The 13,646-nt window shown below is 62.6% G+C and carries 12 protein-coding genes; 6 read left to right on the top strand and 6 right to left on the bottom strand.

All coding sequences use genetic code 11. The features are described 5' to 3' along the window. The first annotated feature begins 95 nt into the window (after positions 1–95). Positions 96–692: a TetR/AcrR family transcriptional regulator gene (locus tag JWN03_RS24180; RefSeq protein ID WP_297619310.1), complete on the top strand. Its 597-nt coding sequence runs from the start codon at positions 96–98 to the stop codon at positions 690–692. Positions 693–730: 38 nt separating this feature from the next. After that, positions 731–2,404 (top strand): 3-oxosteroid 1-dehydrogenase, encoded by a 1,674-nt coding sequence (gene kstD / locus JWN03_RS24175; RefSeq protein WP_297619308.1) that lies wholly within the window; start codon positions 731–733, stop codon positions 2,402–2,404. Between the two features lie 15 nt (positions 2,405–2,419). Here kstD and JWN03_RS24170 read toward each other — a convergent pair whose 3' ends face one another. The 5 genes from JWN03_RS24170 to JWN03_RS24150 all read right to left on the bottom strand — a co-directional run bounded on the left by JWN03_RS24170 (position 2,420) and on the right by JWN03_RS24150 (position 8,372). Continuing rightward, positions 2,420–2,812 (bottom strand): PPOX class F420-dependent oxidoreductase, encoded by a 393-nt coding sequence (locus JWN03_RS24170; protein WP_297619305.1) that lies wholly within the window; start codon positions 2,810–2,812, stop codon positions 2,420–2,422. 160 nt (positions 2,813–2,972) lie between these two features. Beyond that, positions 2,973–3,323 carry a hypothetical protein gene (locus JWN03_RS24165; RefSeq protein ID WP_297619300.1) on the bottom strand — a complete coding sequence of 117 codons (351 nt, stop codon included), beginning with the start codon at positions 3,321–3,323 and terminating at the stop codon, positions 2,973–2,975. A gap of 32 nt (positions 3,324–3,355) precedes the next feature. Then, positions 3,356–3,946 (bottom strand): flavoprotein, encoded by a 591-nt coding sequence (locus JWN03_RS24160; protein WP_297619296.1) that lies wholly within the window; start codon positions 3,944–3,946, stop codon positions 3,356–3,358. A gap of 2,539 nt (positions 3,947–6,485) precedes the next feature. Continuing rightward, on the bottom strand, positions 6,486–7,841 hold the full coding sequence (locus tag JWN03_RS24155; RefSeq protein WP_297619293.1) for a hypothetical protein: 1,356 nt from the start codon (positions 7,839–7,841) through the stop codon (positions 6,486–6,488). 189 nt (positions 7,842–8,030) lie between these two features. Further along, positions 8,031–8,372 carry a GntR family transcriptional regulator gene (locus tag JWN03_RS24150; RefSeq protein WP_297619290.1) on the bottom strand — a complete coding sequence of 114 codons (342 nt, stop codon included), beginning with the start codon at positions 8,370–8,372 and terminating at the stop codon, positions 8,031–8,033. Between the two features lie 210 nt (positions 8,373–8,582). On the opposite strand from JWN03_RS24150, the gene JWN03_RS24145 reads away from it, so the two are divergent. The 4 genes from JWN03_RS24145 to JWN03_RS24130 all read left to right on the top strand — a co-directional run bounded on the left by JWN03_RS24145 (position 8,583) and on the right by JWN03_RS24130 (position 12,051). Then, the gene (locus tag JWN03_RS24145; protein WP_297619287.1) at positions 8,583–9,290 is read left to right on the top strand and encodes a hypothetical protein; all 708 of its coding nucleotides are present in this window, start codon (positions 8,583–8,585) and stop codon (positions 9,288–9,290) included. Then, positions 9,287–9,994, top strand: a complete 708-nt coding sequence (locus tag JWN03_RS24140) for a helix-turn-helix domain-containing protein (protein WP_297619284.1) — start codon at positions 9,287–9,289, stop codon at positions 9,992–9,994. Before JWN03_RS24145 ends, JWN03_RS24140 begins: the two co-directional genes overlap by 4 nt. A gap of 490 nt (positions 9,995–10,484) precedes the next feature. After that, positions 10,485–10,700, top strand: a complete 216-nt coding sequence (locus tag JWN03_RS24135) for a helix-turn-helix transcriptional regulator (protein WP_297619281.1) — start codon at positions 10,485–10,487, stop codon at positions 10,698–10,700. A gap of 172 nt (positions 10,701–10,872) precedes the next feature. Continuing rightward, positions 10,873–12,051, top strand: a complete 1,179-nt coding sequence (locus tag JWN03_RS24130) for a tyrosine-type recombinase/integrase (protein WP_297619276.1) — start codon at positions 10,873–10,875, stop codon at positions 12,049–12,051. Between the two features lie 21 nt (positions 12,052–12,072). Here the strand turns inward: JWN03_RS24130 and glnA are convergent, their stop codons facing one another. Continuing rightward, positions 12,073–13,509, bottom strand: coding sequence for a type I glutamate--ammonia ligase (gene glnA / locus JWN03_RS24125; protein WP_297619273.1), 1,437 nt, complete (start codon positions 13,507–13,509; stop codon positions 12,073–12,075). Between the last annotated feature and the right edge of the window lie 137 nt (positions 13,510–13,646).

Genomic DNA, 13,646 nt, shown 5'->3' with positions numbered 1-13,646 from the left:
ACTCACCGTAGCGGGCGACGACCGCTCGCTACCTGGTGCTATTGGTGAGAGTGAATTGCTTCTTGACAGTAACTGTCATATGGATAGATGCTGTCATGGTGTCACTACGCGAGCGGCAACGACGTCAGGTCCGATCCGAAATCCAGCGCGCGGCCTTCGAGTTGTTCGCGGACAAAGGATTCGACGAAGTCACCACGGAGGAGATCGCCGCTGCGGCGGGTATCTCGCCCAGCACCTATTTCCGGCATGTGCGCAGCAAGGAAGATCTGCTGCTGGAGCCGGTACGCGAGGGCGGTGCGGGCATTGCCACGCTGCTCGAGGAGCGTCCCGGCGACGAAGCGGCCGATGTGGCGCTCGCGCAGGCCATTCAGACTCGATCCACCACGCTGTCCACCGCTGATCTCGAACAGTGGCGGGCGGCCTTCCGGACCGCACCGCATCTGCTCGACCGCGTCGCGCTGATCACGCCGGAGCATCGCACCCGATTGGTCGAGCTTGTCGCGCAACGCATGTCACGTGATCCGGATGTCGACAGCAATCCCGGGCTGCTCGTGCATCTGATGCTCGCGGCCGCGGAATTCGGCTATCTGCAATGGCTGCGCAATCCGAGCAATCGGGAAGCGTCGCTGCTGCTGTGCGTCGAAGGGGCGCTCAGCGCCGTGCTCGACGACCGCTGGCGCGCAGGCAGCTGACGCCGCATCAACCTTCAGTACCAAAGGATTCGAAGAATATGCACAACGACAATGCCGATACCTTCGACCTGATCGTCGTCGGATCCGGCGCGGCCGGTATGGCCGCCGCGCTCACCGCCGCCCACCACGGTCTGTCCACCGTGATCGTCGAAAAGGCGCGGCACTGGGGCGGATCCACGGCCCGGTCCGGCGGGGGAGTGTGGATCCCCGGCAATTCGGTACTCCGGCAGCAAGCTCCGGCCGACCATATCGAGGCCGCCCGCACCTACCTCACCAGCATTGTCGGTGAATACGGCGACGCCGGACGGATCGACACCTATATCGATCGCGGGCCCGAAGCCCTCGACTTCCTCATCGCGCACTCGGCCTTGAATCTGAAATGGGTGACGGGGTACTCCGACTACTACCCGGAGGCTCCCGGCGGCCGGGCGCACGGCCGGTCCGTCGAGCCGAAACCGTTCGACGCCAAGGGACTCGGCGCGGAACTGGCCACGCTGGAACCCGACTATGTGGTCGCACCGAAGAACTTCGTCGCCACCCAGGCCGACTTCCGGCAATTCCACCTGGGACTGCGCAACCCGCGTGCGCCCTTCCGCGTACTTCGCATCGGTGCGCGCTGGGCGAAGGCGCAGGTGCTGCGGCAGCATCTGCTCGCTCGCGGTCAGGCGCTGAGTGCCATGCTGCGCGCCGGTCTGCTCGAAGCGAATGTGCCGCTGTGGCTTGATACTCCGCTGCTCGACCTGCGTGAACACGATGGCCGCGTCACCGGGGTAGTGGTGCAGCGCGAGGGGGTCGAGCAGGTGCTCACCGCCAGGCGCGGCGTCGTGATCGCCGCCGGCGGGTTCGAGAACAATGAGGCCATGCGCAAGCAGTACCAGCGCGACCCGATCGGCACCGACTGGACCGTCGGCGCCGCGGCCAATACCGGTGACGGCATCCGCGCGGGTCAATCCTTGGGTGCGGCAGTGCAATTCATGGATGACGCCTGGTGGGGGCCCTCCATTCCGCTACCCCGTCAGCCCTGGTTCTGCCTCGCCGAACGCAATCTGCCCGGCAGCCTCATAGTCAACGACCGCGCCGAACGCTTCATGAACGAATCGCTCCCATACGTCGAAGCGACCCACCGCATGTACGGCGGCGATAACGGCCAGGGCGCCGGCCTCGCCGAAAACCTGCCCGCCTGGCTGATTTTCGACCAGCGCTACCGCAACCGCTACCTCTTCGCGGGCCTACCCCCGCGCCAGCCGCTCCCCGGCCGCTGGTTCAAATCCGGTGCCCTCGCCCGAGCGAATTCCCTCGCCGAGCTGGCCGCTGAAATCAACGTCCCCGCCGACACCCTGCAGGTGACGATCACCCGCTTCAACACCTTCGCCCATACCGGCCGAGACGAGGACTTCGGTCGCGGCGAAAGCGCCTACGACCGCTACTACGGCGACCCCCGCCACCACCCGAACCCGAATCTCGGTGCGCTGGAACAGGGCCCGTACTACGCCGCCAAACTGGTCCCCGGCGACCTCGGCACCAAGGGCGGCCTCGTCACCGACACCGCCGCTCGCGTCCTGCGCGAGGACGGTTCGATCATCGAGGGCCTGTACGCCGCCGGAAACGCCAGCGCCCCAGTCATGGGCCACACGTACCCAGGCCCCGGCGCCACCATCGGCCCCGGACTCGTCTTCGGCTACCTCGCCGCCCTGGATGCTGCCGATTCCTGATGACCCCAACCGGATCTACACCGGCGGGAAGGCGTAGATCCGGTCCGGGATGATGCGGACGATCAGCCGCTCGGCTTCGGGCTCGGGCGGGGGCGTGGCGCCGTCCATGTACCGGCCGTAGACCTGGTCGTGGAACTTCTCGCGGTCCTCGGTGATGTCGACCTTGCCGCGGATATTCACGTACTGACTGCTGGTCTTGCTCAAGACGAGCAGGCTGACCCACGGATTTCGTTTCATATTGCGGGTTTTCATGCGACCCTCGATGGTGCTGAACACGACGGTGTCGTCTTCGTATAGTACGAAGATCACCGACGACTGCGGCCGTCCTTCGTCGTCGCTGGTGGAGAGGATGGCGGAGTGCGGGCCGTCGATCAGCTCGCGAGCCAGGGTTTCGAGTTGGGTTCTCATGAAGGGGTAGACCATGCCCCGTCGCCAAAGGAATCGGGCGGTGCCCAGGAATCCCTCCGGATGGGCGAAGCCCCACCCGGCTCAGCGGATGGGGCTTCACGAGAACACTTGCAGTCAGACGATTCAGGTCAGTCGTGCGGAAATGCCCTTCACCAACTGATCAATTCGCGGCGCGAAAGGCCGGGCAGCTGATGTTGGTCGCGCCCTTCGGCCCGATCTCCCCGTCGTATGCCTGCAAGTTGATGACACGATCGTTCGTGTCGAAGGTCGCCAGGAAGATCGTGTTGTCCACGTCCCATTCGGCAAAGGTCATTCCCTGGTCGCCCAGACCGGTCATCCAGGAGTCGGCCTGATGTCCGTCGACTGTGCCCATCGAGGCCAGTACCGCATCCTTTGCGTCACCGAGATTCAGCGAGCACCAGACGGTCGGCAGGTTCGGATCAGCATAGGCGGGGCCGCTGCCGAGGGCGGCTGAAATGAGAACGGCGGGAAGCACTCCCGCGGTCGCCATACTGAGAATGCGGCCAACGGACCGGCGCTGAATCATCTGTTCCCCTCGTGAGCATGCGTCTCTAACCGGCCAAATGTATAGGTTGCGTGCCATGGGTGCGCGAGTAGTGCCCGCCAAGACTTTTCCCAGGGGAAGAGGTGCAGGCTGTTCTCACCTGTGCCAGGTTCGTGCTGTTCGTAGACGTGCACAGTGACTCCCCACTCCGAGAGCTTGCGGACGGCGTCCTGAATCGCGGGAAACCCGAGCTGTGCCCGATTCGAGAACGGCACCGCTACCACCGGCAGTCGCTTACCCACGGCCTCGACCAGCAGACCCACCGGGAGGGTGTCAGAGATACCAGCTGCCCACTTGGCCAACGAATTACAGGTAATCGGTGCGACGATCATTGCGTCGGCCGGGGGCAGTACGTCCGGTGTGCCGGGGTCCTTGTACCGACTACGAACCGGATACCCGGTCCGTGCTTCGAGCCCATCCACATCGATGAACCGCAGACCGTCCGGCGAGGCGATTACGCACACAACCCACCCCTCGGCCTGTGCCGACTCCACCAGCTTCCCCACATCTCGCGCAGCGGGAGAACCGGTGACGATGGCATACAGAACCGGAGCACCAAGCTCATTCATGGCTACATGGTGTCAGTTGCCGGGCGGCACCGCCCCAACTCGTTTCGCCAATCGACCGAGGTCGCCCGTATTCGTCCTGCACTCCGCAACCACCTGCGCCCGATGGAAGACGGGCGGCCCGAGCTGAACGGGGACTGAGTCGGAGCGATCCGGAGGTTGCAGCCCGGAACGGGCGAAGCCCCACCCGCCGAGGCAGATGGGGCTTCACGAGAACGCTTGTAGCTCAGACGATTTAGACGTCGTAGTAGAGCTCGGACTTATACCTGGGCGTTTGCTGGCGTTGGCGAAGTTGATACGTCCCGCTGACCAGCGGTTTCCATGTTGGCATTGTTGGGTGAGTTTGGGTCGCGGCTGATGCTGCTGCGTACTCTCTGCGTACCGAAATGCTGCCCGCACTAGTTGATTCGGCATTCGGCAGTCTCTCGGGCTATCACGCTATCGCGTCTGTCGGCGGCGGTGGGTTCGGCTCGTCGGTGGTCGGCTAGACATGTCCCCCGACTGTTCCCCTGGCCCTTCCTCCGAAGGCTTTGTGAACACGGATCGGTGATTGCTCAAGGGTGGCCGTTAGGCCATCGCCGTAGGCGACGCGACGCAGGAGCGCCCTTGAACAAGCGCCGGGCCGTGATCAGGCTCGTAGCCGAGGAAGGGCCTCCCTCGTGTCACGGCATCGGCTGATCGGCAGTCGATCAGGGCGTGATCGAGGCGCGAAAAACGCGCGAGAAACCCGCGAATCAGGCATACAAGAGGGTGCGGGTTTTTCGCGCCACGGACCACGACACCAACCCTGTCTGAGCTGGGGTTAAGGACATGATTTCTGCTCACTCCCCACCCCCACCCAGTACGACATCTCATCGCCCACTTCGTGTTCAACGAGATGTCGTACTGGGTGGGGGTGGGGAGTAATCAAAAATCAAAAAGAAGAAGTGAAGTGAGAGAAGAGAGTTGGTGTGGTGGTAGAGAGAAAAAGAAGTGGTTGCGTTGGGTAGGTATCGGAAAGTTAGCGAGTGGCTGGGCTGGTATACGGATCGCCTTGCCTTCGGCGGCGCTTCCAGCTGGTCGACTCATGGACGTGCGTGGCGGTCTAGAGACCGGGACTGTCCGTGATCGCCGAGACGTGTTGTGCCGGGGGCGGTATCGCAGCCTTCGTGTGTCTGGCCGGTTACCGCTTAGCGGGTGTTTTGACGCATATGCATCAAGCGTCGATCGTGGACGAGTTGATGTTTATGGATCAATACCGGGTTGAGGCATACGCATCAACGTCGAGATGTCGGCGGCCGCAGGGATTTCGTAACACGAGCCGCAGCGCGTGTGACGGCATGCGAGGGGGTGCGCGGTCGAGCCCGCGGAAGAGCTCGCACGGCCTGGCGGCCGTGTGTCCCTGGGTGGTGTCGCCTGCATTGTGTTCCCGCGCCCCTCACCGGTCAAGGGCGCCTGCGGCGTCGGCTTCGCCGATGGCCTGCGGCCACCCTTGACAGGCGAGCCTCTGCGCGAGAAGAGCAGGCTTTAAGGGGCAGGCCGGTGGCCTGCCCCGGCGTTGGCGCAAGCGCCACCACCCAGGGACAAAGAACCCGCCACCGCTTGCGGTCCACACGTAGAGGGGCGGGCGAGGATCTGCCGGCAGGACTACCGCATTCGAGATTCCGGATCTCGTGATTCCCTCGTACCGAGAGGATTTCAGTTCTACCGCATAAGAGGTGAGCCATGTATTGAGCCGTACCCATCAACCCGAATGATTGAGGCATACGCATCAATCCTGTTGCAGGGGAGCCTTTTATAGGATCGCCTACCCTGATCGGTGGTTACAGGGGTGAGTCGTGAAATCCACCTCTTAGGCGGTGATTTTCATCGATCCGGAAGACTGGTGACGGACCGCGCGCGCCGTTGCCGATGGAAGACATCGACCGACCGTCGTCTCTCGCGGCTGGCCGTCTCCCTGAGTCAGAGGAGGAGACGAATCGAGTCCAGTGCAACGCAACCGAATGGTTGGAGGAGACGATCGAGCGCCCGGAGGAGACGACGGAGGAGACAGTCTAGGAGATCCGCCAGGGTGGGAACTGGGTCGAGATAACAGCTGCTATAGCCATGGTCGCGGCGTCGACTGTTGCGTGCATTGTTTCAGCTATTACGTTGCATCAAAGAGCGCAGAGCGCATATTGCCCGTGGATGTGCAGCCAATTCGCGGCAAAATGCCCGCGACTCGAATCGATCAAACATGCTGCTAGAGGTAAGGATCGGGCCGTACCGATCGGCTGCCGACCAAAACGTGCCGTAGTCCAGCTGCACTCACGCAGCGGTCCGGCATTACAAATCCGATCACTGGCGCAGTCAGGAAATCCCGAGCAAGCCAGGCGCGCAATGGATTTCGATACCTATCAGGTATTGACACCCACCGTGTCTCCAGGAGACGGCTCAGCGTCTCCTGCCGTCTCCAACCCGTCTCCTGGAGACGACCGAGGAGACGGCATCCGTCTCCTGGAGACACCGATCTGGCGTTAGAGGAGACAGCAGATCGCCCCGAGGAGCGCCAAACCGCCGGCGGTTATGCGACCAGCCCCAGTTTCAGCGATGCGTCCCGGTTGAACTGCTGCACCTGCGGCACGCTCGCGTACGGCCGCAGTTTGCGCTGAAGGTCCGTCACGGCTTCCAGCGAACGCGATGAATTGACAGTCGAAGTGAGTTGTATGACGATCTTGCCGCGATCTGCTGCCGCTTCAACTTCGTTGCGCTGCAAGAACGCTGCTGCTACTGCGGCCTGGCTTAGGCTTCCTCGCCGAGCTCGCCGTTGTTCGACACATTCCGCGATCGACAGGTTCGCAAATCGATCAATCTCGGTCGGTTGGCCAAGATCCCGAAAGACCTGCGCGGCCTCTCCGAAGAAGTAGGCACGGTCAATGAATCGAGCCCATTCGGGCTCGGCATCATGATCAACCGTGTTGAAGATGCGCTCTGCCCGAGCGATCGACTTGTTCGCGGCCGTTGCATCGCCGAGGCTGGCCAGGGCTCGTGCTTCAAGAATCCCGAGATCGGCGTAGCAGGCAGGGGAGTTCCCCGGGGTGATCCCGTGCATCCCGGCGCGAGCCAGTGCGACAGCCTCGTACTTGTGCCCCAGTAGATTCGCCTGATCGGCCATCCCAGCGAGAACGTGTGCGCCAAGAACCGGGTTCTCTGCGGCCTGGGAGAGGCGGAGTGCCTGGATAAGGTATCGCTGGGCTAAGCCGTGTTCGCCGTCGTCGTACGCCATCCAGCCGATCAGATATGCCTGTTCGGCCGCCGCGTCGTACAACGCCAGCTGGACGTCTCGCTCGTGTTCGCGCCTTATCAGCGGAATTACGGTCGAATTCATGTAGCTGATCAGCGCCGTCCGCGCATGTCCGCCACCCCTCATGACGTCCATCTCTTGGAACAGGCTGAACATGTTCCGGATGCCTGCAACCTGGTTCATGCCGATTACCCGGGGACCACGGTCGGACGAGACTTCTTCGAAGGTCGAGAGTAGCCAGTCACGACTCGGTGCGGCGAGCGCCGCGAGGATGAAAGGGGCGCTGAACTGCCCGCTCGCGTAGGCGGTGCCCAGATCTTGAATCGTCTCAAGACTCGATTCCGGGTCATGTGGGTACTGGAGGCCGCGTGATGCCACAGACTCGAATCCTTCCATTCCGATGTCAGCCGGACGGATGCGCCGGCCGAGTCGCTCGGAGAGCACTCGACAAATGAGAATAGGCGTTATGCCCCGAGGCTTCTGCCCCTTGGTCACCCATCGGTTCACCGCGGTGTAGTCGTACCGGAGTGCCTCGCCTTCGTCGGCGCCGAGGTCGTTGATACGCTTCGCGAGCCCAGCCCAGGAGACGCCTGCTTCGCTGATCAGTTCGCGGAGCTCGGAGTTCGGTTCACTCATCGACCCACCTCTTTCACGATGTCCGTGACCTTGGGTGATGATACGCCCAAGGTGTTGGCTATCGCTGAGGATGACTGTTCGCATCGGGCAGCGCTGTCGCACATGGGGTTTCACATGGTGCGCTGGCTATACAGGGTGGGCTTTTCTGGATGAATGACACAGAACTCAGGCGAGCAGGGAGCGTTGAACCTACTGTGGTTCGTCGCTTTGCGGGGCAGGTTGATGCCCTGCCAGCTCGAACAGCTTTGCCACCTGAGTTTCAAGTCGCTGAACGCGGGTTTGCAGATCCGCCTCTTGTGCCGGTTCTTTCGCGCGAACGAACGTACCGACACCTTGATGAGACTCGATAAGGCCAAGGTCACGCAGCACGTCCAAAGCCCTGTCAACAGTGTTGAGGGCGACGCTGTACTGCGCCATCAGTTCGGCTTTCGTCGGCAACAAACCGTCCACTTCAAAGACGCCGGTGGCGATCTTCGCTCGAAGGTCGTTTGCGATGGCCTGGTACTTCGACGAGGCAGCAGACTCGGTCATAGCCCCAATGGTAGGGGGTGAGTCAGCGTCACCCACGTCCATCCCTTGTCCCATTCAACTGAGTGACCTATGATTGACCTAGTTGACAACGTTGGAGACGTTGCAACAAAAAACTCCCCGGCAGTGTCTAGCCACCGGGGAGTAAGCACCAAAGCGGTTCACAGCCGCTTCAGCAATCCAATTCACTTCAGGACGGAAGGTCCCAGAAGCATGTCCAGTGTAGAACGGCAGTTATCGCCGAACCAACGGCTGGCGCAGGTCATGAAGGATCTGCAGATCAGCAACAAGGGCTTGGCGCATCGGATGCAGCAATGCAGCCAGCAGGACGGAGGCCAGCCGGTACGGCCGACACATACGACCGTGGCCCGGTATATCGCCGGTCGGAACCGCCCCCGGCCGCGCACGTTGGAAGTCTTGGCTGCGGCGTTGGGCGAGAAGGCCGGACGCTCGGTCACCCCCGAGGAGATCGGCTATCAAGAGATCGCGCCGCCTCCGAACCCATCGGAGGTGTGGTCACGATGGGCAGAGCGGCAGCTTGCCGAGAAGATGAATCGACAGCTGCGCGAGATTGGCATCAACACTGGCCCCGCCGGTGCTGATGCCGAGCGTGAGGCGCAGGCCGGTCGGGGAGCTGAAATCCCTTCCAGCTCAACAGGTAACGCCTCGCTCGATGAACTCGACGTGGTATGGCGCGCAAAGCACCCGGACCGGGAGGGACGTGTCCAGGCGCGACGTGACGCTCAGGCGGTGCATTTCGCGATGAGCAGTGAACTCGATGCCATGCAGGAGGCAGGCATGGCCGAGTTGATGAACTCGATGCCGGGCACTGTCGGGCGGTCGGCACTGTCGGACTATCGGGCGGGCACCGCTCTGGCGGATCGTGGCGACGGCCACGATCGTGGCGGGTGGGAACGATGAGCGCCAATGCTCAACTGCGGCAAGCGATTTTGGATGCTGGATTGTCTAACGAGCAGCTGGCGCAGAAGATCGGCGTCGATCCGAAGACCGTTGAACGGTGGATCACCAAGGGCCGGACTCCGTATCCTGCGCACCAATACGCGGTGGCAAAGGAGTTGGGGACCGCGCAATCGCAGTTGTGGTCAGAGTCGGGGTCTGCTCAGCGGACCCGGCTGGAAGCTGAGAACTCGCGCCTGCGTCACGCCATTTTTGCGGCAGGCATGACCCGTGAGCAGCTGGCCGAGAAAGTGCAAGTGTCCCCGAAGACCGTCGATCGGTGGGTTTCGAACGGCTGGGTTCCGTGGTCGGGTAACCGGCAGGCGGCATCCGTCGCGGTCGGTGTTCCCGAGTCCGAATTGTGGCCCGAGAAGCAGACGCCAGAAGGTTGGCGGTGGGTCGATATGACGGAGGAGACCGGCCGACGCTTTTCGATTCCGGAAGAGCTGCCTGCACCGGCTGCGGCCAAGCCGCTCACAGCAGTTCGTGAGCATATGGAAGCCGAGTACGAGCCACGGGTGAACGCTGTCACTGAGACGCGGATGCGAGAGTTGATGAGCTGGGTGCCGGCGCCGGAGCCGACGCGTTCCGCACTCGCCGGATATCAGCCCGGTAGTGCCCTGGTGGATGTTCTCGTACGCGACGGCCGCGATGGAGTGGAGCGATGATCCGGCCTGCTCCTCGCGAAAACATCGCGACGCTCGTGTCCAGTTGCCCCCGTGCGGTGAACACCGGTGTCCAGGTGGGGCGGCAGAGTGTCCGCACGCCTGGACGGCAGGTTGCCGCTCAGGCGACGTCGAAGCGACAGCGGGGGACAAGACTTGTCGCCTTAGTGTCCGCAGGCGACACGGACTGGACATCGCTGTCCAGGCTGGCGACACTGCGCGGCCGCCCTGTCTACTCCGAGGTGACGGACTACACCTGTGCCCGCGAGCAGGATAAATGTCCTGTCTTGCAACGAACTTCGGGACTTGTACCCCGCTGCTGCGGGGGAGTCCACAGGGCGACGGCCCGGCGACGCTTGCGTATAGAGACCGAGCCGCGCTGGACAGGAACTCGACGGGATTGGACAGCGATGTCCAGTCGACGTCGCCCGCTGTCGCCTTCCTCGCTTCGCCGCTTCCTCAATTCAACTGATTACGAAAGCTGAGAACCGATATGAACACCGACCGCTACTTGCAGGCCAAGGATTGCGAAGCACTTACCGGTATTCCGGCCGCCACATGGCGCTACTGGGCGCATATGAGTGACCGGACCAAGCCGCCGAGTTTCAAGCTCGGGCGGCGTCGGGTCTGGCGTGAGAGCGCAATTCTGACGTGGATTACGGAGCAGGAGGCCGCAGAGGCTCTTGAGCCGAGCCGCAAGGCTGTCTGACATCAGAAGTCGTCCGGCCGTCCGGTCGTTGCCCGAGTGCAGCGCTGGGCGGCCGGACTGCTGATCGGAGCAAGCGCAGTAGCGCAGCGCGGCAACGTCATTCGACGGTTCGCCGTCCAGTTTTCTAGACAAAGTCTGACCACCGACAGCGAGATAACCGAGGGTGTAGCTAATGACAGCGAGACGAAACCGCCGGGCCGGAGTCGAAGATCTCTGGTCTAAAGAAGAACGCGACGAGAGCGGCAAAGTCCGGCGCGTTCCATCAAAGCTGCACGGTACCGGTAAGCGGTGGCGGGCTCGCTACGTCGATGACACCGGTCAGGAGCACACCCAGCGGTTTACCCGCAAGGTGGACGCACAAGCCTGGCTGGACAAGCAGCTGGCGGCGCTGGTGCATGGCACCCACGTCTCACCGCGCGATGCGCAACGCACTGTGGGGGAGTGGTGCGATGAGTGGATCAAGGGCTATGCGGTGCACCGCGACAGCACAGTCCGGCAGGCCAAAACGCACATCGCACAGATCAAAGCGGAGTTCGAAAATATTTCGCTGTCGGCGATACGACCGTCGATGGTCAAGGCGTGGACCGCCAAGCTTAAGGAACGCAAGCACGAGGCCAGCTATATCTACGCATTGCACTCCCGTCTCTCGCAGATTCTCGGCGACGCTGTACTGGACGGAATTCTGGTGCGCAACCCGTGCTCCAAGCGGACCTCGCCGCCCGCCGGGAGACAGAAGGTCTATTGCGCCACTACCGAGCAGGTATGGGCGCTACACGACGAGGTGCCCGAACATCTGCGGGCGGCAATCCTGCTCGGTGCGTTCGCGGGCTTGCGCGTAGCCGAGGTCTCGGGGCTCAGGGTGACTGATGTGGACTTCATCCGTGGCATCGTGCACCCGAAGCAGCAGTGGCCGGCCAAACCACTGAAGACCGATGGATCCGAAGCACCGATCCCGATTCCGAACGAACTCGCACTCATGCTGTCGGCGGCGGTGAAGCAGTGGCCCGGCGAGCGCATGGTATGCAACGAATTCCGCGAGCCGGTACCGCCCTGGCAGATCGATCGCGCGATCCGTGCTGTCCGCGGTGACATCCCGGGCTTGCCGGAGGAATTCAGTTTTCAGGACCTGCGCCATTACCTCGCGTCGCTGCTCATCGGCAACGGCGCGAACATCAAGGTCGTCCAGGCGCGGATGCGGCATGCAACCGCCAAGACGACTCTCGACACGTATGGGCATCTGTGGCCGGATACGGACGAGTCCACCCGATTGGTGATCGCCGAAGTGATCACAACGCGGATGGACTCAATCTCGTCTACTGCGTACCCACTGCGTACCAAACGCCCGAATTAGGCGTAAACGCGCAGGTCAGGCTTACACGTCGTAGTAGAGCTCGAACTCGTACGGGTGCGGGCGCAGGTTGACCGGGGCGATTTCCTGGGTGCGCTTGATGTCGATCCAGGTTTCGATCAGGTCGGTGGTGAACACGCCACCCTCGGTGAGGTAGTCGTGGTCTTCCTCGAGGCGGTCGATGACCGACGCCAGCGAGGTGGGGGCCTGCGGGATGTTCTTGGCCTCCTCGGGCGGCAGCTCGTAGAGGTCCTTGTCGACCGGAGCCTGGGGCTCGATCTTCTTCTTGATGCCGTCCAGGCCGGCCATCATCATGGCGGCGAAGGCCAGGTACGGGTTACCCGAGGAGTCAGGCGCGCGGAACTCGATGCGCTTGGCCTTGGGGTTGGCGCCGGTGATCGGGATGCGGATCGCGGCCGAGCGGTTGCGCTGCGAGTACACCAGGTTGATGGGGGCTTCGTAGCCCGGCACCAGGCGGTGGTACGAGTTGACGGTCGGGTTGGTGAACGCCAGCAGCGACGGGGCGTGGTGCAGGATGCCGCCGATGTAGTGACGCGCCAGATCCGACAGGCCCGCGTAACCGGCCTCGTCGTGGAACAGCGGCTTGCCGTCCTTCCACAGCGACTGGTGGGCGTGCATGCCCGAGCCGTTGTCACCGAAGAGGGGCTTCGGCATGAAGGTGACAGACTTGCCTTCCTGCCACGCGGTGTTCTTCACGATGTACTTGAACAGCTGCAGATCGTCAGCAGCGCCCAGCAGCGTGTTGAACTTGTAGTTGATCTCGGCCTGACCGGCGGTGCCGACCTCGTGGTGGGCGCGCTCGAGGGTGAAACCCGCGTTCTGCAGGTTGGTCGAGATCTTGTCGCGCAGGTCGACGTAGTGGTCGTACGGGGCAACCGGGAAGTAACCACCCTTGTTGCGCACCTTGTAACCAAGGTTCGGGGAGCCGTCGGCGTTGCGCTCCTTGCCGGTGTTCCAGGAACCCGAGACCGAGTCGATCTCGTAGAAGGACCCGTTCATCTTCGAGTCGTAGCGGATCGAGTCGAAGATGTAGAACTCCGCCTCGGCACCGAAGAAGCAGGTGTCCGCGATGCCGGTGGAGGCCAGGTACTGCTCGGCCTTGCGGGCAACGTTGCGCGGGTCGCGGGAGTAGGCCTCGCGGGTGAACGGGTCGTGCACGAAGTGGTTCAGGTTCAGCGTCTTCGCGGCACGGAACGGGTCCAGCTGCGCGGTGCTGAAATCGGGCAGCAACAGCATGTCCGACTCATCGATCGACTGGAAGCCGCGGACGGACGAGCCGTCGAACGCGAGGCCTTCTTCAGCCAGGTCGGCCGTGAAAGCCTTCGCCGGGATCGAGAAGTGCTGCTGCACACCGGGGAGGTCGGTGAAACGAATGTCGACGTATTCGACCTCCTCCTCCTTGATGTACTTGATGACCTCGTCGGCCGTGCTGAACGCCACTTAGTACTCCTTACGGATCGGTTCCCAGCCAGTTCTACTGCATGGGTTCGTCGCGACCAGACGGTATGGACGCGGTGTTTCCCCGCAATCAAGGCTGTGTTTCGCCAGTGTTACACGTACAGCTGGCCGGGGGTTCG

The organism is Nocardia sp. (assembly GCF_025465275.1).
Taxonomy (GTDB): Bacteria; Actinomycetota; Actinomycetes; order Mycobacteriales; family Mycobacteriaceae; genus Nocardia.
The sequence above is the reverse complement of the archived record's forward strand: the minus strand, read 5'-3'. Positions and strand labels throughout refer to the sequence as shown.

Coding starts and splice junctions, on each gene's coding strand:
- JWN03_RS24180 (WP_297619310.1), top strand. CDS start 96: ATGGTGTCACTACGCGAGCGGCAACGACGTCAGGTCCGATCCGAAATC.
- kstD (WP_297619308.1), top strand. CDS start 731: ATGCACAACGACAATGCCGATACCTTCGACCTGATCGTCGTCGGATCC.
- JWN03_RS24170 (WP_297619305.1), bottom strand. CDS start 2,812: ATGAGAACCCAACTCGAAACCCTGGCTCGCGAGCTGATCGACGGCCCG.
- JWN03_RS24165 (WP_297619300.1), bottom strand. CDS start 3,323: ATGGCGACCGCGGGAGTGCTTCCCGCCGTTCTCATTTCAGCCGCCCTC.
- JWN03_RS24160 (WP_297619296.1), bottom strand. CDS start 3,946: ATGAATGAGCTTGGTGCTCCGGTTCTGTATGCCATCGTCACCGGTTCT.
- JWN03_RS24155 (WP_297619293.1), bottom strand. CDS start 7,841: ATGAGTGAACCGAACTCCGAGCTCCGCGAACTGATCAGCGAAGCAGGC.
- JWN03_RS24150 (WP_297619290.1), bottom strand. CDS start 8,372: ATGACCGAGTCTGCTGCCTCGTCGAAGTACCAGGCCATCGCAAACGAC.
- JWN03_RS24145 (WP_297619287.1), top strand. CDS start 8,583: ATGTCCAGTGTAGAACGGCAGTTATCGCCGAACCAACGGCTGGCGCAG.
- JWN03_RS24140 (WP_297619284.1), top strand. CDS start 9,287: ATGAGCGCCAATGCTCAACTGCGGCAAGCGATTTTGGATGCTGGATTG.
- JWN03_RS24135 (WP_297619281.1), top strand. CDS start 10,485: ATGAACACCGACCGCTACTTGCAGGCCAAGGATTGCGAAGCACTTACC.
- JWN03_RS24130 (WP_297619276.1), top strand. CDS start 10,873: ATGACAGCGAGACGAAACCGCCGGGCCGGAGTCGAAGATCTCTGGTCT.